This window comes from Streptomyces sp. CoH27 (assembly GCF_020181035.1).
GTDB classification, from domain to species: Bacteria; Actinomycetota; Actinomycetes; order Streptomycetales; family Streptomycetaceae; genus Streptomyces; species Streptomyces camelliae.
The window spans coordinates 100,152-120,121 of the sequence record NZ_JAIQYY010000020.1 but is presented as its reverse complement, the minus strand read 5'-3'; the positions used below and the strand labels follow the sequence as shown (position 1 = coordinate 120,121).

General features: G+C 72.6%; 19 protein-coding genes. 11 read left to right on the top strand and 8 right to left on the bottom strand.

The genetic code is table 11. The annotated features are described in order from the left end of the window. Nucleotides 1–345 precede the first annotated feature (345 nt). The 3 genes from LE548_RS30965 to LE548_RS30955 all read left to right on the top strand — a co-directional run bounded on the left by LE548_RS30965 (nt 346) and on the right by LE548_RS30955 (nt 3,221). A complete protein-coding gene (locus LE548_RS30965; RefSeq protein WP_374116194.1) occupies nt 346–1,824 on the top strand; it encodes a DUF2252 domain-containing protein in 1,479 nt (492 codons plus the stop codon). A 180-nt stretch (nt 1,825–2,004) separates the two neighbouring features. After that, a complete protein-coding gene (locus tag LE548_RS30960) occupies nt 2,005–2,817 on the top strand; it encodes a hypothetical protein (protein WP_225100291.1) in 813 nt (270 codons plus the stop codon). A gap of 74 nt (nt 2,818–2,891) precedes the next feature. Next, nucleotides 2,892–3,221: a rhodanese-like domain-containing protein gene (locus tag LE548_RS30955; RefSeq protein WP_225100391.1), complete on the top strand. Its 330-nt coding sequence runs from the start codon at nt 2,892–2,894 to the stop codon at nt 3,219–3,221. Nucleotides 3,222–3,265: 44 nt separating this feature from the next. Here LE548_RS30955 and LE548_RS30950 read toward each other — a convergent pair whose 3' ends face one another. From LE548_RS30950 to paaA, 6 genes are all read right to left on the bottom strand, one after another. Next, a complete protein-coding gene (locus tag LE548_RS30950) occupies nt 3,266–4,396 on the bottom strand; it encodes an acyl-CoA dehydrogenase family protein (RefSeq protein ID WP_225100290.1) in 1,131 nt (376 codons plus the stop codon). A gap of 177 nt (nt 4,397–4,573) precedes the next feature. Next, nucleotides 4,574–5,638, bottom strand: coding sequence for a 2Fe-2S iron-sulfur cluster-binding protein (locus LE548_RS30945; protein ID WP_225100288.1), 1,065 nt, complete (start codon nt 5,636–5,638; stop codon nt 4,574–4,576). Continuing rightward, complete coding sequence (gene paaD, locus LE548_RS30940; protein ID WP_225100287.1) at nt 5,638–6,177, bottom strand: 1,2-phenylacetyl-CoA epoxidase subunit PaaD; 540 nt, start codon at nt 6,175–6,177, stop codon at nt 5,638–5,640. The genes LE548_RS30945 and paaD overlap by 1 nt, the downstream gene beginning before the upstream one ends. After that, a complete protein-coding gene (gene paaC / locus LE548_RS30935; protein WP_225100286.1) occupies nt 6,171–6,902 on the bottom strand; it encodes a 1,2-phenylacetyl-CoA epoxidase subunit PaaC in 732 nt (243 codons plus the stop codon). Before paaC ends, paaD begins: the two co-directional genes overlap by 7 nt. Then, entirely contained in the window at nt 6,899–7,186 is a 288-nt protein-coding gene (paaB, locus tag LE548_RS30930; RefSeq protein WP_225100285.1) for a 1,2-phenylacetyl-CoA epoxidase subunit PaaB, read from the bottom strand. The genes paaC and paaB overlap by 4 nt, the downstream gene beginning before the upstream one ends. Next, complete coding sequence (gene paaA, locus LE548_RS30925; RefSeq protein WP_225100284.1) at nt 7,183–8,226, bottom strand: 1,2-phenylacetyl-CoA epoxidase subunit PaaA; 1,044 nt, start codon at nt 8,224–8,226, stop codon at nt 7,183–7,185. Before paaA ends, paaB begins: the two co-directional genes overlap by 4 nt. Nucleotides 8,227–8,626: 400 nt before the next feature. Here paaA and LE548_RS30920 point away from each other — a divergent pair, with 400 nt between their 5' ends. Genes LE548_RS30920 through LE548_RS30910 form a run of 3 tightly spaced genes read left to right on the top strand, consistent with a single transcriptional unit; the run spans nt 8,627 to nt 11,660 of the window. Further along, nucleotides 8,627–9,628: a DUF5819 family protein gene (locus LE548_RS30920; protein WP_225100283.1), complete on the top strand. Its 1,002-nt coding sequence runs from the start codon at nt 8,627–8,629 to the stop codon at nt 9,626–9,628. Continuing rightward, nucleotides 9,625–10,842 (top strand): HTTM domain-containing protein, encoded by a 1,218-nt coding sequence (locus LE548_RS30915; RefSeq protein WP_225100282.1) that lies wholly within the window; start codon nt 9,625–9,627, stop codon nt 10,840–10,842. Before LE548_RS30920 ends, LE548_RS30915 begins: the two co-directional genes overlap by 4 nt. A gap of 50 nt (nt 10,843–10,892) precedes the next feature. Beyond that, the gene (locus tag LE548_RS30910; protein ID WP_225100280.1) at nt 10,893–11,660 is read left to right on the top strand and encodes an RNA methyltransferase; all 768 of its coding nucleotides are present in this window, start codon (nt 10,893–10,895) and stop codon (nt 11,658–11,660) included. Here the strand turns inward: LE548_RS30910 and paaN are convergent. After that, nucleotides 11,657–13,348 (bottom strand): phenylacetic acid degradation protein PaaN, encoded by a 1,692-nt coding sequence (gene paaN, locus LE548_RS30905; RefSeq protein WP_225100279.1) that lies wholly within the window; start codon nt 13,346–13,348, stop codon nt 11,657–11,659. The two genes, LE548_RS30910 and paaN, sit on opposite strands and share 4 nt — an antisense overlap. A 159-nt stretch (nt 13,349–13,507) precedes the next feature. Here paaN and LE548_RS30900 point away from each other — a divergent pair, with 159 nt between their 5' ends. Together LE548_RS30900 and LE548_RS30895 are read left to right on the top strand one after the other, a co-directional pair. Further along, entirely contained in the window at nt 13,508–15,022 is a 1,515-nt protein-coding gene (locus LE548_RS30900) for a 3-hydroxyacyl-CoA dehydrogenase (protein WP_225100277.1), read from the top strand. Then, nucleotides 15,019–15,606 carry a TetR/AcrR family transcriptional regulator gene (locus tag LE548_RS30895; protein ID WP_225100276.1) on the top strand — a complete coding sequence of 196 codons (588 nt, stop codon included), beginning with the start codon at nt 15,019–15,021 and terminating at the stop codon, nt 15,604–15,606. Before LE548_RS30900 ends, LE548_RS30895 begins: the two co-directional genes overlap by 4 nt. 37 nt (nt 15,607–15,643) lie before the next feature. Here the strand turns inward: LE548_RS30895 and LE548_RS30890 are convergent, their stop codons facing one another. Further along, nucleotides 15,644–16,144: an Lrp/AsnC family transcriptional regulator gene (locus LE548_RS30890; RefSeq protein WP_225100274.1), complete on the bottom strand. Its 501-nt coding sequence runs from the start codon at nt 16,142–16,144 to the stop codon at nt 15,644–15,646. Nucleotides 16,145–16,319: 175 nt separating this feature from the next. Here LE548_RS30890 and pdhA point away from each other — a divergent pair, with 175 nt between their 5' ends. From pdhA to LE548_RS30875, 3 genes are read left to right on the top strand one after another with little or no spacing between them, the layout of a single operon-like run. Next, nucleotides 16,320–17,474, top strand: coding sequence for a pyruvate dehydrogenase (acetyl-transferring) E1 component subunit alpha (gene pdhA / locus LE548_RS30885; protein WP_225100273.1), 1,155 nt, complete (start codon nt 16,320–16,322; stop codon nt 17,472–17,474). Next, nucleotides 17,471–18,475: an alpha-ketoacid dehydrogenase subunit beta gene (locus LE548_RS30880; RefSeq protein ID WP_225100272.1), complete on the top strand. Its 1,005-nt coding sequence runs from the start codon at nt 17,471–17,473 to the stop codon at nt 18,473–18,475. Before pdhA ends, LE548_RS30880 begins: the two co-directional genes overlap by 4 nt. Beyond that, a complete protein-coding gene (locus tag LE548_RS30875; protein WP_225100271.1) occupies nt 18,475–19,881 on the top strand; it encodes a dihydrolipoamide acetyltransferase family protein in 1,407 nt (468 codons plus the stop codon). The genes LE548_RS30880 and LE548_RS30875 overlap by 1 nt, the downstream gene beginning before the upstream one ends. Nucleotides 19,882–19,970: the final 89 nt, after the last annotated feature.

Below are 19,970 nucleotides of genomic sequence, written 5' to 3'. Positions count from 1 at the left end.
CGATGCGGCCTCGGCCAGGGCGGTGGGAAACGATCTCCCCGAGCATGGGAAGCGATCTTGATGAGCGCTCGATAGACGCTGATCGGGGATTTCCGTCGGTGCCCCACAGAGGCTACGGGCCCATCGTGAAAACGATGGGCCCGTAGTCGTATGTACGGCTGTCCTCTTTTATGTGCGTCGTGTGAGGAAGCTCTCTCCCAGGGGTGCTCGCGGTGGCGGGCCGAGTTGTACGGTCTGCACGAGTTGATGTTCGTGCGGACGGTTGTCCGGCGCCGGGGTCCACGGCGTACGGCGTACGGCGTTCGGGGGAGGGCGGTCATGGTGACCGAGGCCGGTGGGGACACAGTGACTGGCGTGACCGGCGTGACCGGCGTGACCGGCGTGACCGGCGTGACCGGCGTGACCGGCGTGACCGGCGTGACCGGCGTGGCCGGGGGCGGCCGGCGGCTGCCGCGGGTGCGGGGGTTCGCCGAGTGGCCGCGGCAGGGCTCGCCCAAGGAGGAGGGCAAGGCGCTGCGCGTCGCTGTGCCGCGTGCCGCGCACCGCACGCTCGACGTGGACGCCTCCCGCCCCGACGCGGTGAGCGCGGTCGCCGAGTCCAACGCCGGCCGGATCCCGGAGCTGACCCCCATCCGCGTCGGACGGATGGCGGCGACCCCGTTCGCCTTCCTGCGCGGCTCGGCCGGACTCATGGCCTACGACCTGGCCCGCACCCCGATGACCAGGATCGGCACCCAGATATGCGGAGACGCCCACGCGGCCAACTTCGGCCTGTACGGCGACGCCCGCGGTGACCTCGTCATCGACCTCAACGACTTCGACGAGACCGTGCACGGCCCCTGGGAGTGGGATCTGAAGCGGCTCGCCGCCTCCCTGGTGCTCGCCGGGCGCGAGGCCGGCGCCGACGAGGACACCTGCCGGGCGGCGGCGCGGGACACGGTCGGCGCCTACCGGCGCACCATGCGGCTCCTGGCCAGGCTGCCCGTGCTGGAGGCGTGGAACGCCATCGCCGACGAGGAACTGGTCTCCCACACCGACGCCCACGATCTGCTCGGCACTCTCCAGCGGGTCTCGGAGAAGGCGCGGGCCAACACCAGCGGGCGTTTCGCGGCGAGGTCGACGGAGGTGGTCGAGGACGGCGGGCGCCGTTTCGTGGACGCGGCTCCCGTCCTGCGCCGGATCCCGGACGAGGAGGCCGCAGCGGTCGCCGCGTCCCTGGAGCCGTACGTCCACACCCTCGGCGAGGACCGGCACCCGCTGCTCGCCCGGCACGCCGTGCACGACGTGGCCTTCCGGGTGGTCGGCACCGGCAGCGTCGGCACCCGGTCCTACGTCGTCCTGCTCCTCGACCACCGCGAGCAGCCGCTGGTGCTCCAGGTCAAGGAGGCCCGCCCCTCCGCGCTCGTCCCGCACCTGGCCACGGCCGGTTTCGAGACGCCGGCGGTGGAGCACGAGGGGCGCCGGGTGGTCCTCGGCCAGAAGCACATGCAGGTCGTCAGCGACACCCTGCTCGGCTGGACGACCGTCGACGGGCGCCCCTTCCAGGTACGGCAGTTCCGCAATCGCAAGGGCAGCGTCGACCCCGCCGCCCTCGCCGCCGACCAGATCGACGACTACGGCCGCATGACCGGCGCCCTGCTGGCCCGCGCCCACTCCCACAGCGCCGACCCGCGGCTGATCGCCGGGTACTGCGGCAAGAACACGGAACTGGACGAGGCGATAGCCGCCTTCGCCGTCGCCTACGCCGACCGCACGGAGAAGGACCACGCCGAACTGGTGGCCGGAGTGCGGACGGGGAGGATCGCGGCCGAGCTGGGGGTGTGAGGCTGGGGTGCGAGGCTGGGGTGTGAGGGGGCTCGGGCGCCGTGTGCGCCGGGGCGTGGGGTTGTGTGGATACGCGGCTCCGCCTCGACGAGGGTGCCTCTGCTCGGTGAGTGGACGTGCGGCTGGGCGACCCCCGGCCCTACGGCGCGCTGCCGCGGTCACACCCCCTACCCTGGTCGGATGACGACCCCGGAAGCCGATCAGTCACAGGCGCCGCGGCCCGAGGAACGGCTTGAGCAGGCCGTACGGGCCGCCGAGCAGGCGTTGATCGAGTACGAGATCGCCGTGGAGACCTTCCGCGTCGAGGTCGAGAACTTCTCCCGCCTGCACGAACAGCGACTCGGCCCGCTCTACGCCCGCATCGAGGAGCTGGACGCCGAGATCGCCCAGGCGAAGGCCGCCCGCACCGGCGACCCGGAGGACATCCGCCGCGCCGAGGAGGCCCGCGCCCAGGTGCTGCCGATTCCCGGCGTGGAGGAACTGCTGCACGGCTGGATGGACGGCCACGGCCTGTTCCCGGAGGCCGCCGCCATGCTCACCGACCAGGCCGTACGGCCCCCGGAGCGGGTGCGCCCCAGTGAGGAGGCCCGCAAGCTCTACCGCGAGCTGGCCCGCAAGGCCCACCCCGACCTCGCGCAGGAGGAAGAGGAGCAGCAGCGGCGTGAGGAGTTTCTCACCCGCGTCAACGCCGCCTACGCCCGCGGCGACGAGGCCCTGCTCAGGGAGCTCGCCGAGGAGTGGGCGGCGGGCCCGGTACCGCCGGAGCGGCGGCCGAGCGCCGCCGAGGAGCTCTACGCCCGCCTGGAGTGGCTCGCCCAGCGCAAGGAACTGCTCACCCTCGTCGCCCGTGAGCTGGAGGAGGGCGCGATCGCCGGCATGCTCCGGCTCGCCCCGGACGACCCCGACGGGCTGCTTGAGGAGATCGCCGGCCGGTTGCGCGACGACATCGCCCAGCGGGAGGCCGAACTGGCCGGCCTGCTGGGGCAGGGCTGAGCCGCCCGCGGTCGGGACCTCGGTCGGGGCCGGGGCCTTCGGGTAGCGTCGGGGACATGAATTTCGGAGCTGGTGTGCCCACGGTCGAGGTCACGGACCTCAAGGACGGCGACTTCCTGCTGGACGTCCGCGAGGACGACGAGTGGCAGGAGGGCCACGCCGAGCGGGCGCTGCACATCCCCATGAGCGACTTCGTGGCCCGCTTCGGCGAGCTGACCGAGGCGGCCCCGCAGGACGGCCGCGTCCATGTCATTTGCCGCTCCGGCGGCCGCTCGGCCCAGGTCACCGCGTACCTGGTCCAGCAAGGCATCGACGCGGTGAATGTCGCGGGCGGCATGCAGCTCTGGGAGGCCGCGGGCCGCCCGGTGATCACGGACGAGGGCAAGCCCGGCCAGGTCGTGTAGCTTCCCCCCGCTGTCTTCTCCCCCCTTCTGCTCGGGGCGTGCGGTCAGCCCAGCGGGTGGGCCGCCAGCAGATCCCCCAGACGCTCCTCGTACGCCGCCGCCGGGCCGAGCGCCAGCTCCAGGTGCTTGGCCCAGGCGTGATACCGGTGCAGCGGATAGTCGGTGTCGGCGCCGAACCCGCCGTGCAGATGCTGTGCCGTCTGCACCACCCGGCGCACGCCCTCGGCCGCCCAGATCTTCGCCACCGCCACGTCCCCGGCGGCGGGCAGCGCCCCCTTCGCCCCCGAGGAGATCCGCCAGGCGGCCTGCCAGAGGGTGGCCTCCATGGCGCGCAGATCGATGTACCGGTCCGCTGCCTGTACGGCCACCGCCTGGAAGGTCGCGATCGGATACCCGAACTGCTCCCGCTTGCCGGTGTACTCGGCGGTCATCCGCAGCACCCGCTCGCCCAGCCCGAGCGCCAGCGCACAGGTGCCGGTGGTGAGCAGCGCGTGCAGCCACTCCCAGGCGCCGTCGGCCTCGATGACCTCGCCCGCGTCCACCCGGACCGACGCCAGCCGCAGCTCGGCCAGTCGCTCCCCGCTGGTGGACACCTGCTCGGCGAGGACCACCCCGTCCCGCTCGCGCGGCACCAGCGCCAGCACGGTCGTCCCTTCGCCCTGCGCCGGTACGACGACCAGATCCGCGTCGTACGCCCAGGGCACCGCCGTCTGCACCCCGTCCAGCACCCACGCCGACCCGTCCCGCCGGGCGCCGACGGCCAGTTCGGCCGGGTCGTGGCCGGTGCGGCCGTTCGCCGCCACGGTCAGCACCAGCTCACCTCGCCCGGCCCCGGCCAGCACCCGCTCGGCCAACTCCGGCCCGCCGTAGGCCTGTACGGCCGCTGCGGCCGCGCTGTGCTCCAGCAGCGGCACCCGGGCGAGCACCTTCGCGGACTCGCGCAGCACCAGGCACAGCGCGATCGCGTCCAGGCCGGAGCCGCCATGTGCCTCGTCGAGCAGCAGACTCAGCAGGTCCGCCTCGGCGAGCCGGGTCCACAGCTCCCGGTCGAAGCCCTCGGCCACGGCGCCGGTGGTGAGCGCCGGGCTGGGCACCGCGTCCGCCACGACGCCCGCGAACACCCCGCGCGCCGCCTCGCCTGCCGCCCGCTGCTCCTCGGTGAAGGTGAAGTCCACGGCCTGTCCCTCCGACGGTGCGGTATCTGACGGAGCGTCAAGATAGAACAGGTTCTAGGAGAAGGGAACGGGGAAGGGAACGGGGAAGGGAAGGGGGAAGGGAACGGGGAAGGGAACGGGGGCTGGTGTTCTTCTGTCGTGCAGCTCCTCTCGTGCAGCTTCTCTCTCGTGCAGCCCTCAGCGGTCGAAGTCCAGTTCCACCTGTTCCGTCAGCGGATGCGACTGGCAGGCCAGGACATAGCCGGCCTCCGTCTCCTCCGTCTCCAGGGCGAAGTTGCGGTCCATGCGGACCTCGCCGGAGACCAGGAAGGCACGGCAGGTGCCGCAGACTCCGCCTTTGCAGGCGTAGGGCGCGTCCGGGCGGTTGCGCAGGACCGTCTCCAGCAGGGTCTCGCCGTCGCGCACCGGCCAGCTGCCCCCGCGGCCGTCGAGACGGGCGGTGACCGTGCTGTGCGCCGGGGCCTGGGCCGGGGCGGGCGGGGGCGATCCGGCGTCCACGTGGAAGATCTCCTGGTGGATGCGGGAGCGGTCCACGTCGAGCTTGCGCAGCGCCTGCTCCGCGCCCTGCACCAGTCCGTACGGCCCGCACAGGAACCACCCCGCGACCTGGTCGACCGGCAGCAGCGCGGGCAGCAGTCCGGTCAGGCGGTCCCGGTCGAGCCGGCCGGACGGCAGGCCCGCCTGCTGCTCCTCCCGGGAGAGGACGGTCACCAGCTGGAAGCGCTCCGGGTAGCGGTCCTTCAGGTCGGCGACCTCCTCCAGGAACATCGTCGAGGCCGCCGTACGGTCACCGCGTATCAGGCAGAACCGGGCCGCCGGCTCGCGGGCCAGCAGCGTGGAGACGATGGACAGCACCGGGGTGATGCCGCTGCCGCCGACGATCGCCGCGTACAGCCCCGGCGCCGGGTCCAGGGTGAAGCGGCCGGCCGGGGTCATCACGTCCAGCTCGTCGCCGACGTTGATCTCCTTCAGCGCGTAGGCCGAGAAGGCGCCGCCCTCCACCATCCGCACGCCGACCCGCAGGGTGTCCGGGCCCGCGCCGGCCGGGTCGGGGGCGGGGGAGCAGATCGAGTACGTGCGCCGGACCTCCGTGCCGTCGACGCTCCGGCGCAGCGCGAGGTGCTGGCCGGCTGCGTGCCGGTACTCCTCGCGTAGTGCGGGCGGGACGGTGAAGGTGAGGGCGACGGCGTCGTCGGTGATCCGGTCGACCGCGGCCACCTGGAGCGGGTGGAAGCGTGCCATCACAACTCCTTGAAGTGGTCGAACGGTTCACGGCAGGACAGACAGCGGCGCAGCGCCTTGCAGGCGGTGGAGGAGAACCTGCTCAGCAGCTCCGTCTCGGCGGAGCCGCAGTGCGGGCAGCGGACCGGGTCCGGATCCTCCGCGCGCTCCGCCGCGATCGTGCGGGTCGGGCCGAGTGCGAGCGGCACCGGGCCGGAGTCGGCGCGGACTCGCGGGGGAGCTATGCCGAACTCCCGGAGTTTGCGCCGGCCTTCGGGGGTGATGTCGTCGGTGGACCAGGTGGGTGCGAGGACCGTGCGGACCGTGACCTCGCGTATGCCGTGGGCGCGCAGGATCCGTTCGATGTCGAGGGTCATCGCCTCGATGGCGGGGCAGCCGGTGTAGGTGGGGGTCAGGTCGACCTCGACCGTGTCGCCGTCCCCGACATGCACCGCGCGCAGGACGCCGAGCTCCCGCAGGGTGAGCACGGGCAGCTCGGGGTCGGGCACCGAGCCGGCCAGCTCCAGCAGTTCCGCCTCCAGGGCGGTGGCGGTCACCATGTCGCCCCCGGGTGGCTGCGGTGCAGATGCTGCATCTCGGCGAGCATCCGCCCGAACGGCTCGGTGTGCAGGCCCTGCCGGCCGGCGCCCGCCGACCAGGCGCCGGTGCGCGGTCCTTCGGGGAGGGGGAGCGTGGCCCGGCCGAGGACGTCGGTGACGGACTGGAGCCACCGGGCCTCCAGCTCCGGCCAGTCGACGGTGTCCAGGCCTTCCACCGGCTGGAACATCTCGCCGGTGAACCGCCACAGCGCGTCGCACGCCCGCCGCATCCGCTCGTGGCTCGTCTCCGTGCCGTCGCCCAGTCTGAGGGTCCACTGCTCGGCGTGGTCGCGGTGGTAGGCCACCTCCTTCACGGCCTTCGCGGCGAGGGGGGCGAACGGTCCGTCCCCGGCGGCGAGTTCGGCGTAGAGCAGGTGCTGGTAGGTGGAGAAGTACAGCTGGCGGGCGATGGTGTGCGCGAAGTCGCCACCCGGCTGTTCCACCAGCTGGAGGTTGCGGAAGGACCGCTCCTCGCGCAGGAAGGCCAGTTCGTCCTCGTCGCCGGCCAGTGACAGCAGCACCCGGGCCTGGCCGAGGAGGTCGAGGGCGATGTTGGCGAGGGCGACCTCCTCCTCCAGTACGGGGGCGTGGCCGGCCCACTCCCCCAGCCGGTGGGAGAGCACCAGGGCGTCGTCGCCGAGGGCGAGCGCGGCGGTCACCGGGACGGTGGCGGGGGTGGCGGTCACAGGTGCTTCACCCCGTCCGGGATCTCGTAGAAGGTCGGGTGGCGGTAGGGCTTGTCGGCGGCCGGTTCGAAGAACGGGTCCTTCTCGTCCGGCGAGGACGCGGTGATCGCGGCGGCCGGGACGACCCAGATGGAGACGCCTTCGCCGCGCCGGGTGTACAGGTCTCGGGCGTTGCGCAGGGCCAGCTCGGCGTCCGGGGCGTGCAGGCTGCCGGCGTGGGTGTGGGAGAGGCCGCGCCGGGAGCGCACGAAGACCTCCCACAGGGGCCAGTCGGTGGTGCTCATGCTCGCTCCGCTTCTGTCTCGTGGCCGGTCTCGCCGGTGGTGTCGGCACGTCCGGTGCTGTGCTTGGCCGCGTAGGCCGCCGCCGCTTCCCGTACCCAGGCGCCCTCGTCGTGGGCGCGTCTGCGCTGGGTGATCCGCTGCTCGTTGCACGGGCCGTTGCCCTTGAGGACGTCCCAGAACTCCGTCCAGTCGATCGGGCCGAAGTCGTAGTGCCCCCGCTCCTCGTTCCACCGCAGGTCAGGGTCGGGGAGGGCGAGGCCCAGGGATTCGGCCTGGGGGACGCAGATGTCGACGAAGCGCTGGCGCAGCTCGTCGTTGGAGTGGCGCTTGATCTTCCACTCCATGGACTGTGCGGAGTGCTGGGACTCGTCGTCGGGCGGGCCGAACATCATCAGGGAGGGCCACCACCAGCGGTTCACCGCGTCCTGCGCCATCGCGTGCTGTTCCGCGGTGCCCTTGCTGAGGGCCAGCAGCAGTTCGTAGCCCTGGCGCTGGTGGAAGGACTCCTCCTTGCAGATCCGCACCATGGCGCGCGCGTACGGGCCGTAGGAGCAGCGGCACAGCGGGACCTGGTTGGTGATCGCGGCGCCGTCCACCAGCCAGCCGATCGCGCCGACGTCGGCCCAGGTCAGGGTCGGGTAGTTGAAGATCGAGGAGTACTTCTGGCGGCCGCTGTGCAGCTTGTCGAGCAGCTCCTCGCGGCTGGTGCCGAGGGTCTCGGCCGCGCTGTACAGGTACAGCCCGTGGCCGGCCTCGTCCTGGACCTTGGCCATCAGGATGGCCTTGCGGCGCAGGCTGGGGGCGCGGGTGATCCAGTTGGCCTCCGGCTGCATGCCGATGATCTCGGAGTGCGCGTGCTGGGCGATCTGCCGGACCAGGGTCGCGCGGTAGGCGTCAGGCATCCAGTCGCGTGGTTCGATGCGCTCGTCGGCGGCCACGGCCGCGTCGAAGACGCGCTGGTAGGCCGTCGTGTCGACGGTGTCCGGCGTGCCGTCCGCCTCCGTGCGGGCCGTGCGCTGCGCGGCGGCTGCTGTGGCCATTGCGGTCCCCCTGACCTCGGGCTCTGCGGTGGACTCTGTCCCGACCGATCGTTCGGTCCGTGTGACATCAATGGTGTGCCGGGCCGATGTGGGGTGTCAACCGCTGTGGAAAACTCCGGCGGCCGGCCTGTGGACAACCCTGGCGGAGGTCGGTACGGCCGGGTACGGCCGGATTCCGGTGCCCTGCGGCGTGGTGAGGACCACGAGGTCGGCCCGTACCCGGGGCTGCGCCCGGTGGCCGGCTCTGAGTACCGTTCCGTGCGGACGCCGCACAGTGGCGTGGGTGAATCGTGTGGCGCTGGGCAAGGGCGCGCCGCCGCACCGAGCCGGCCGCCGCGCCGGCCACGGAACCGAACGACGGAACCGAGACGACCGAGCCGAGACGGGGGACGGGACGGACATGGACGCGTACGACGAGGACCCGGGGGCCCGGTCGGGCCCCGGCGGGCCGGCCGGGGCGCGTCTCCCGGACGAACCTTCGGCCTACGACGCCGGAGGCCGGGAAGGGAACGACCGGGGTGACGGTCGAGGTGCGTCGGCCCGGACGGCCCCGGACGCCTACCCCCGGCCGGGCATGGCTGCCGGGCCTGAGGGCCCCGACCGGACAGGCATGGCTGCCGGGCCTGAGGACCCCGACCGGACAGGCATGGCTGCCGGGCCTGAGGACCCCGACCGGACAGGCATGGCTACCGGACCCGACCGGACAGGCACGGCCGGTCGGCCTGACGTCCCCGCGTCGCCGCCCGCCGAGCCCCGTGCCGGTGTGGCTGCCCTCTCCCCCCGCTACCAGGTCGGCGCGGCGCTGGCGCTCGCCGTGGTCGGGGTGGCCGCCTGTGTGCATCTGCTGATGGTGTTCCTCAGCCTCGCCCCGGCGAACACGGTGACGAAGCAGCACGGCAAGGCGGTCGAGGAGTGGGTGTACCCGGAGTTCGAGCAGAACTGGAAGCTGTTCGCCCCGAATCCGCTCCAGCAGAACATCGCCGTCCAGGTGCGCGCCGAGACGCGGACGAAGGACGGGGAGCTGCGCACCACCGGGTGGATCGATCTGTCCGCCCAGGACGGCGCCGCCATCGACGGCAACCTGGCGCCCAGCCACACGCAGCAGAACGAGCTGCGCCGGGCCTGGGACTTCTTCACCGCCACGCACGGCGTCGACAACCGGCCCGTGGGCATGCGGGGCTCCCTGTCCGAGCAGTACCTGCGTCGGATCGTGGTGATGCGGCTGTACCGGAACGATCCGCCGGACAAGCTGGGCGTCATACAGCGGGTGCAGGTCCGCTCCAGCACGACCAATGTGCAGCCGCCGAAGTGGAGCCCTGAGCGCGTGTCCGACCAGCCCGTCTACCGCCTGCTTCCCTGGTGGACCGTGACCGCCGACGAGGCCGCCGGGGGTGTGCGGTGAACCGTCTCTCCCTGACTCTCTCGCGTGGGATCGCCCGGGTCACCGGGTCCGCGCTCGGGCCGTACCAGAGCGCCGTGATCCGCATCGGGTTCGCCGGGACCTGGCTGCTGTTCCTGCTGCGCGAGTTCCCGAACCGGCAGGAGCTGTACGGCCCCACCGGGCCGTGGGGCTGGAACCTCGCCAGGGCGCTGACCGCCGACAATCACGCCTTCACGGCCCTGCTCTGGTCCGACACACAGCTCTGGTTCGAGTGCTTCTATCTGCTGGCGCTCCTCGCCAGCGCCGCGCTGCTGCTCGGCTGGCGGACCCGGACGGCGTCCGTGCTGTTCATGGTGGGCGTGCTGTCGCTGCAGAACCGCAGTGTCTTCGTCGGCGACGGCGGCGACAACGTCCTGCACCTGATGTCCTTCTATCTCGTGTTCACGCGCTGCGGTCAGGTGTGGTCGCTGGACGCGCGGCGGGCGGAGCGGGCAGAGGCGGCACGCGCGCGTGGGGAGCGGGTTCCCGCCGACCGGGTCGGACCGGTCCTGTGGGCGGTGCTGGGCCTGGCGCTCGTGCTCGCGACGGTCACCGGCCGGTTCGACAACGGCTGGCTGATCCCCGCGCTGCTGTGGACGGCCCTGGTGGGACTCGCCCTGTGGTGGGCCGTTGACCGCTGGGCGAAGGCGCGGGACCCGAAGATCCTGCTGGACGTCGTCGCCAACATCCTGCACAACGGTGCCCTGGTCGTGATCATGGCGGAGGCGTGCCTGATCTACGCGACGGCGGGCTGGTACAAGATCCAGGGCTCGCGCTGGCAGGACGGCACGGCCGTCTACTACCCGCTCCACCTGGACTACTTCTCGCCGTGGCCCGGTCTCGCCGATCTGATGTCCTCCAGCGGCACGATCATGATGGTCGTGGCCTATGGGACGGTCATGGTGCAGGTCGCCTTTCCGTTCACCCTGTTCAACCGGCGGGTCAAGAACGTCCTGCTGGTGCTGCTGATGATCGAGCACTCGGTGATCGCGGTCGTCCTCGGCCTGCCGTTCTTCTCGCTGGCGATGATCACCACGGACGCGGTCTTCCTGCCGACGTCCTTCCTGCGCCGGCTGGGCGCGCTGACGGCACGCGCGCGTGTGCGGGTCGTGCGGCGCGGGGTGCGTACGGTGCCCGAACCGCGCTCAGCGGAGGAGGACGAGCAGGTCGCCATGGGCCGGGTGGGGGCCGAGTAGGGTCGTCGAGGTCGTGTAGGGGGCCGTGGGGGCCGCGTAGGGTTCATCGCATGACCGACCCGCTGACCCGCTGGCGCGAGCACGCCGGCAGTGCTGTGCTGCTCGACGGCTTCCACGCCCTGAAGCATGCGCTGCGCTTCGGGGCCGAGGTGCCGGTGGCGGTCACCACCGACCGGGCGGCCGCGCTCGCGCTGGCCGGGGAGCTGGCCGGGGACGTGCGGGACGCGCTGGACGCGCTGCTCACCGAGGTGCCCGCGCAGACGTACGCCTCGCTCGTGCCGCGGCCCCACCCGACCGGGGTGGCCGCGCTCGCCGTACGGCCGTCCCGCGAGGCCAATCTGCGCACGCTCGCCCGCACCCCGCGCACCGCGCCCGTCGTGGTCCTGGACAACCCCCGCAACCTCGGCAACGCCGGTGCCGTGATCCGGCTGGCCGCCGGTTTCGGGGCGACCGGGGTGGTCACCACGGGCCCGCTCGACCCGTGGCACCCCACCGTGGTGCGTGGCGGCGCCGGGCTGCACTTCGCGACCGCCGTGGAGCGCCTCGGCGTCGACGAGCTGCCCCCGGGGCCGGTGTTCGCGCTGGATCCCGAGGGTGACGACATCCGGGGCGTGAAGCTGCCGGACGACGCCGTCCTCGCCTTCGGTTCCGAGCGCAGCGGACTGTCCGTCGCACTGCGCGCGCGTGCCGATCATCTGCTGTCCCTGCCGATGCGCCCCCAGGTCTCCAGCTACAACCTGGCCACCAGCGTGGCGATGACGCTGTACCACTGGAGCGTCACCGGGGGCGCATCCACGGACTCCCGGGCCTCTTCCTAGGCCTCCCGGCGCACCTCGACGACCCGGAACCGGCTGGCCACGAACGCGCCGTCGGTGAGGGCGGCGTTCGCCGCAGGGTTGCCGCCCGAGCCGTGGAAGTCGGAGAAGGCGGCGGTCTGGTTGACGTACACCCCGCCGGTCAGGTTGAGGGACAGCTGGGCCGCCTCCTCCAGGCAGGCCTCCTCGACGGCCCGCTCGACCTCGGGGTCGGTGGTGTAGGCGCCGACCGTCATCGCGCCCTTCTCGCGGACCGTACGGCGCAGCAGCTCCACGGCGTCTGCGGCCGAGTCGACCGCGACGGCGAAGGAGACGGGGCCGAAGCACTCGCTCATGTAGGCGGCCTGGTCGTCAGGCTTGGCGCCGTCCAGCTTGACGATGACGGGGGTGCGCACGACCGCGTCCGGGAAGTCCGGGTTGGTGATCTCCCGGGAGGCGAGGGCGACTTCGCCGAGGCCGGCCGCGGCTTCCAGACGGGCCTTGACGTCCGGGTTGACGATCGCGCCCAGCAGGGCGTTCGCGCGCGCGTCGTCGCCGAGGAGGCCGTCGATCGCGCGGGCGAGGTCGGCGGTGACCTCGTCGAAGGTCTTGGAGCCCTCGTCGGTGCGGATGCCGTCGCGGGGAACGAGCAGGTTCTGCGGGGTGGTGCACATCTGGCCGCTGTACAGGGACAGCGAGAACGCCAGGTTGGCCAGCATGCCCTTGTAGTTGTCCGTGGAGTGCACGAGCACCGTGTTGACGCCGGCCTTCTCCGTGTAGACCTGCGCCTGGCGGGCGTTGGCCTCCAGCCAGTCGCCGAAGGACGTCGAGCCGGTGTAGTCGATGATCCGGATCTCGGGGCGGGTGGCCAGGGTCTTGGCGATGCCCTCGCCGGGGCGCTCGGCGGCCAGCGCCACCAGGTTCGGGTCGAAGCCGGCTCCGGCCAGCACGTCCCGGGCGACCTGGACAGTGAGGGCGAGCGGCAGCACCGCGCGCGGGTGGGGCTTGACCAGGACCGCGTTGCCGGTGGCGAGGGAGGCGAACAGGCCCGGGAAGCCGTTCCAGGTCGGGAAGGTGTTGCAGCCGATGAGCAGGGCGATGCCGCGCGGCACCGGCGTGAACCGCTTGGTGAGGGCCAGCGGGTCCTTCTTGCCCTGGGGCTTGGTCCACTCGGCCGCGTCCGGTGTGCGGACCTGCTCCGCGTACGCGTAGGCCACCGCCTCCAGGCCGCGGTCCTGGGCGTGCGGGCCGCCCGCCTGGAACGCCATCATGAAGGCCTGGCCGCTGGTGTGCATGACGACGTGCGCGAACTCGTGCGTCCGGTCGCTGATCCGCTTGAGGATCTCCAGACAGACCACCGCGCGCGTCTCCGGGCCGGCGTCCCGCCAGGCGCGCTGACCGGCCTTCATCGCGGGCAGCAGCACGTCCGCGTCCGCGTGCGGGTACGTAACGCCCAGCTCGATGCCGTACGGCGAGACCTCGCCGCCCGTCCAGTCGTCCGTGCCGGGCTGGCCGAGGTCCAGGCGGGTGTTCAGTACGGCGTCGAACGCGGCCTTGCCGGCTGCCGCGTCCAGGCTGCCGTTCTCGCCGTAGGCCTTCGGGTGCTCGGGGTGCGGGGACCAGTACGCGCGCGTACGGATCGCTTCCAGCGCCTGGTCCAGGGTGGGCCGGTGCTTCGCGATCAGATCGGGCACGGACAGTTCGGCGGCCATGCGGGACCAACTCCTCGTCTGGGGAACTCTTCGTCGAGTTCACGGCCTGGCAGAAAGAGCAGCGGGATGAGACGGTCAGAGCTAGAGTAACCGAACGATCGGTCGGGACAAGGGGGACCGCCGCATCTGTGGAAAACCCCGTGCGGGAGGATCGCGCACATGACAGCACTCGACCTCAGCAGCCCCGTGGCCGTCGTCGGCACCGGCACCATGGGCCAGGGCATCGCCCAGGTCGCGCTGGTCGCCGGCCACCCGGTGCGGCTCTACGACGCCGTCGCCGGGCGCGCCCGGGACGCGGCCGAAGAGATCGGCGCCCGCCTCGACCGGCTCGTCGCCAAGGGCAAGCTCGGCGCCGCCCAGCGGGACGCCGCCCACGACCGACTGAAGCCCGTGGACAGCCTCACCGAGCTGGCCGACTGCGCGCTGGTCGTGGAGGCGGTCCTGGAGCGGCTGCACGTCAAACAGCAGCTTTTCGGCGAACTGGAGGACATCGTCGCCGAGGACTGCCTGCTCGCCACCAACACCTCCTCGCTGTCGGTGACGGCCATCGGCGGCGCCCTGCGCCATCCCGGCCGCTTCGTCGGCCTGCACTTCTTCAACCCGGCCCCGCTGCTGCCGCTCGTCGAGGTCGTCTCCGGGTTCGCCACCGACGTCACGTCGGCCACGCGCGCGTACGAGACCGCCCGCGCCTGGGGCAAGACCCCGGTGGCCTGCGCGGACACCCCGGGCTTCATCGTCAACCGGATCGCCCGGCCCTTCTACGCCGAGGCGTTCGCCGTCTACGAGGCCCAGGCGGCCGACCCCGCCACCATCGACGCGGTGCTGCGCGGTTCCGGCGGCTTCAAGATGGGCGCCTTCGAGCTGACCGACCTGATCGGACAGGACGTCAACGAGTCGGTGACGCACTCGGTGTGGCAGTCCTTCTTCCAGGACGTGCGCTTCACGCCCTCCCTCGCACAGCGCAGGCTGGTGGAGTCCGGCCGCCTCGGCCGCAAGAGCGGGCACGGCTGGTACGACTACGCCGAGGGCGCCGAGCGGGCCGAACCGCACACCGCCGACAAGGAGCAGCCGCCCGCGTACGTCGTCGCCGAGGGTGACCTCGGCCCCGCCGCCGAACTGCTCGCGCTGATCCGGGAGGCGGGCATCCAGGTCCGCGAGGAGGACGAGGACAACGGCACGCGCCTGGTGCTGCCCGGCGGCGGCCAGCTGGTCCTCGCCGACGGTCAGACCTCCGTGGAGTTCCGGGACGTCGTCTACTTCGACCTCGCCCTCGACTACCGCACGGCCACCCGCATCGCCCTGTCCGCCGGCCACGACACCTCGCCGCGGACCCTCACCGAGGCCACCGGCCTGTTCCAGGCGCTCGGCAAGGACGTCAGCGTCATCGGCGACGTCCCCGGCATGATCGTCGCGCGCACCGTCGCCCGGATCATCGACCTCGCCCACGACGCCGTCGCCAAGGGCGTGGCCACCGAGGAGGACATCGACACGGCCATGCGCCTCGGGGTCAACTACCCGCTCGGCCCGTTCGAGTGGGACCGCAGGCTCGGCCGTGACTTCGCGATCGACGTCCTGGACGAGATGCACGAGCGCGACGCGTCCGGACGCTACGCGCCCTCGCTCGCGCTCTACCGCCACGCATACGCCGTCGACAAGCGGGAGGGCGCCTCATGACCACGGCCAGACGCGACACGTACACCCCGGAGACGCTCCTGTCCGTCGCCGTGCGGGTCTTCAACGAGCGCGGCTACGACGGCACCTCCATGGAGCACCTGTCCAAGGCGGCCGGGATCTCCAAGTCGTCGATCTACCACCACGTCAGCGGCAAGGAGGAGCTGCTGCGCCGGGCCGTCAGCCGCGCCCTGGACGGTCTGTTCGCCATCCTGGACGAGGAGCACGCGCGCGTGGGGCGGCCCGTCGACCGGCTGGAGCACGTCGTGCGCCGCATGGTCGAGGTGCTGATAGGCGAGCTGCCCTACGTCACACTGCTGCTGCGTGTACGCGGCAACACCGAGACCGAGCGCTGGGCGCTGGAGCGGCGGCGCGACTTCGACCACCGGGTCGCCGAACTGCTGAAGGCCGCTGCCGCCGACGGCGACGTGCGCGGCGACGTCGAGGTCCGCCTGGCCACCCGGCTGGTCTTCGGGATGATCAACTCGATCGTGGAGTGGTACCGGCCGGACCCGAGCGGGGCCGGCGACCGCGAGGTGGCCGACGCGGTGGTCCGGCTCGTCTTCTCCGGCCTGCGTCAGGACTGACACCGGGCACCGAAGATCACGCCTCCGGCGCACCCCTTTACGCCTCCGGCTCCAGGTCCTCCTCCTCGAACACCAGCAGCGTGCGCGTGCTGAGCACCTCGGGGATCGCCTGGAGCCGGGTGAGCACCAGCTCGCGCAGCGCCCTGTTGTCGGGCGTGTGCACCAGCAGCAGCACGTCGAAGTCGCCGCCCACGAGGGCGATGTGGGAGGCACCGGGCAGCTGCCTGAGCTGCTCGCGGACCGTGCGCCAGGTGTTCTGGACGATCTTCAGCGTGATGTACGCCGAGGTGCCGTGCCCCGCCCGCTCGTGGTCCACGCGCGCGCCGAAGCCGCGGATCACCCCGTCCTCGACGAGCCGGTTGATGCGCGCGTACGCGTTGGCGCGCGAGACGTGGACACGTTCGGCGACCGACCGTATCGAGGCGCGGCCGTCCGCCTGCAGGATTCTCAGGATGTCCTGATCGATCGCGTCGAGCGGACGCGGGGGCGGCAGCGGGACGCCGTCCTGCGGTCCGTCGGCCAATTGTTCAGCTGCCATGTCCCCCCGCCTCCTCGCCGTGGACGTCCTGCGTTCATTCCAGGCTGTGGAGAACCGTTTGTCCACAGCCTGGAGGGGCCTGTAGCCAAAATGTGCCGACGACCGAACAATCGGTAGGTGAGGCGGGTCACAGCCGACGCGCCTCCCGTAGCCGCTCCCACGAGGAGGTGCCGTCATGACGGTCATGGAGCAGCGGGGCGCGTACCGGCCATCCCCGCCGCCCGCCTGGCAGCCCCGCATGGACCCCGCGCCGCTGCTGCCCGACGCCGAGCCCTACCGCGTCCTCGGCACCGAGGCGGCCGCCAAGGCCGACCCGGACCTGCTGCGCCGGCTTCACGCCCAGCTGGTGCGTGGCCGCCGCTACAACACGCAGGCCACCGCGCTCACCAAGCAGGGCCGCCTCGCCGTCTACCCCTCCAGCGCCGGCCAGGAGGCCTGCCAGGTCGCCGCCGCCCTGGCTCTGAAGGAGCGGGACTGGCTCTTCCCCAGCTACCGCGACACGCTCGCCGTCGTCGCGCGCGGTGTGGATCCCGTCGAGGCGCTCACGCTGCTGCGCGGCGACTGGCACTCCGGCTACGACCCGCACGCCCACCGCGTGGCCCCCCTGTCCACCCCGCTGGCCACCCAGTTGCCGCACGCCGTCGGTCTCGCGCACGCCGCCCGCCTCAAGGGCGACGACGTGGTCGCGCTCGCCCTGGTCGGCGACGGCGGCACCAGCGAGGGCGACTTCCACGAGGCGCTGAACTTCGCCGCCGTCTGGCAGGCCCCGGTCGTCTTCCTCGTGCAGAACAACGGCTTCGCCATCTCCGTCCCGCTCGCCAAGCAGACCGCCGCGCCCTCCCTGGCCCACAAGGCCGTCGGGTACGGCATGCCGGGCCGGCTGGTCGACGGCAACGACGCCGCGGCCGTGCACGAGGTCCTCAGCGCCGCCGTACGACACGCGCGCGCGGGGGGCGGCCCGACCCTGGTGGAGGCGGTGACGTACCGCGTCGACGCCCACACCAACGCCGACGACGCCACCCGCTACCGCGGCGACGCCGAGGTCGCGGCCTGGCGCGCGCACGACCCGATTGAGCTGCTGGAAGCGGAGCTGACCGCGCGCGGACTGATCGACGAGGACGCCATCGCGGCCGCCCGCCAGGACGCCGAGGACATGGCCGCCTCCTTGCGTGAACGCATGAACCAGGACCCCGAACTGAACCCCATGGACCTCTTCGACCACGTCTACGCGCAGACGACGGCCCAGCTGCGCGAGCAGCGCGCCCTGCTCCAGGCCGAACTGGACGCCGAGCAGGAGCACCACGGCGAGCAGGAAGGCGGCGCCCGATGACCACCGTCGCCGTCAAGCCCGCCACCATGGCGCAGGCCCTCACGCGCGCGCTGCGCGACGCGATGGCCGCCGACCCCACCGTGCACGTCATGGGCGAGGACGTCGGCACCCTCGGCGGTGTCTTCCGGGTCACCGACGGCCTCGCCAAGGAGTTCGGCGAGGACCGCTGCACCGATACCCCGCTCGCGGAGGCCGGGATCCTCGGCACCGCCGTCGGCATGGCCATGTACGGCCTGCGCCCGGTGGTGGAGATGCAGTTCGACGCGTTCGCCTACCCGGCGTTCGAGCAGCTCATCAGCCATGTCTCCCGGATGCGCAACCGCACGCGCGGACGTATGCCGCTGCCCATCACCGTCCGCGTCCCCTACGGCGGCGGCATCGGCGGCGTCGAGCACCACAGCGACTCCTCCGAGGCCTACTACATGGCCACCCCGGGCCTGCACGTCGTCACGCCCGCGACCGTCGCCGACGCCTACGGCCTGCTGCGCCAGGCCATCGCCTCCGACGACCCGGTGGTCTTCCTGGAGCCCAAGCGGCTGTACTGGTCGAAGGACTCCTGGAACCCTGAGCACCCCACGGACGTCGAGCCCATCGGGCGCGCGGTGGTGCGCCGCGCGGGCCGCAGCGCCACCCTCGTCACCTACGGCCCGTCCCTGCCCGTCTGCCTGGAGGCCGCCGAGGCCGCCCAGGCGGAGGGCTGGGACCTGGAGGTCGTCGACCTGCGCTCCCTGGTGCCGTTCGACGACGAGACGGTCTGCGCGGCCGTCCGGCGCACCGGACGCGCCGTCGTCGTCCACGAGTCCACCGGGTTCGGCGGACCGGGCGGCGAGATCGCGGCCCGGATCACCGAGCGCTGCTTCCACCACCTGGAGGCACCGGTGCTGCGCGTGGCCGGCTTCGACCTCCCCTACCCGCCGCCCATGCTGGAGCGGCACCACCTGCCCGGCGTCGACCGCATCCTGGACGCCGTGGCCCGGCTGCAATGGGAGGCCGAGAGCTGATGGCACAGGTGCTGGAGTTCAAGCTCCCCGACCTCGGCGAGGGGCTCACCGAGGCGGAGATCGTCCGCTGGCTGGTCGAGGTCGGTGACGTCGTCGCCGTCGACCAGCCGGTCGTCGAGGTCGAGACGGCCAAGGCCATGGTCGAGGTGCCTTGCCCCTACGGCGGCGTGATCACCGCCCGCTTCGGCGAGGAGGGCACCGAACTGCCCGTCGGAGCGCCGCTGCTGACGGTGGCCGTGGGGGATCCGGCGGCCCGCTCGGAGGGCTCCGGCAACGTCCTGGTCGGCTACGGCACCTCCGAAGCGCCGGCCCGGCGGCGCCGGGTGCGGGCCACGACGGCGGCCGACGCGGGCACGGCGGCCGGTGCTGCCGATGCGGCCAACGCGGTCACGGGCGCCACGGCGGCTCGCAACGGCCGCGCCAAGGCAGCCGAACCGACGACGATGCTCCCCGCGCGCGTGGCCGTTCCGGCACCGGCGCCCGCGAACGGACCGGTCCCGGTGATCTCCCCGCTGGTGCGCAAACTCGCCCGGGACAACGACGTCGACCTGCGGGAGCTGTCCGGCTCCGGCCCCGACGGACTGATCCTGCGGGCCGACGTCGAGGGCGCCCTGCGCGCCAGGGCCGCGCGCCCCGGCACGGCCCCGGAAACGGTGGCACCGGCCCCCGTCGCGCCCCCCTCGTCCCCTGGGTCCACCGCACCGCCCGCCGAGGCCGCCGCCGTCCGTGTCCCGCTCAAGGGAGTCCGCGGCGCCGTCGCCGACAAGCTGTCCCGGAGCCGCCGGGAGATCCCGGACGCCACCTGCTGGGTTGACGCCGACGCGACGGAACTCATGCGCGCGCGTGCCGCCATGAACGCCGCCGGGGGACCGAAGATCTCCCTGCTGGCGCTGCTCGCCCGGATCTCCACCGCCGCGCTCGCCCGGTTCCCCGAGCTGAACTCCTTCGTCGACACCGAGGCCCGCGAGATCGTCCGGCTCGGCCAGGTGCACCTCGGATTCGCCGCGCAGACCGAGCGCGGGCTGGTCGTGCCGGTCGTGCGGGACGCCCACACGCGCGACGCCGAGTCGCTCACCGCGGAGTTCGCCCGGCTCACCGAGGCCGCCCGCACCGGCACGCTGACGCCCGGGGAACTCACGGGCGGGACCTTCACGTTGAACAACTACGGGGTCTTCGGCGTCGACGGCTCCACCCCGATCATCAACCACCCAGAGGCGGCCATGCTCGGCGTCGGCCGCATCGTCCCCAAACCCTGGGTGCACGAGGGTGAGCTGGCGGTGCGTCAGGTCGTCCAGCTGTCGCTCACCTTCGACCACCGGGTGTGCGACGGCGGCACGGCGGGCGGCTTCCTACGGTACGTGGCGGACTGCGTGGAACACCCGGCGGTGCTTCTGCGCACGCTGTGACCTCGGCGGGGCCCGGACGAAGGGCCCCGCGGCAGAGACGAACGCGGAGCCCCGCGGCACCCGCGAGGCGCCCTCGGGGCATCCGCCCG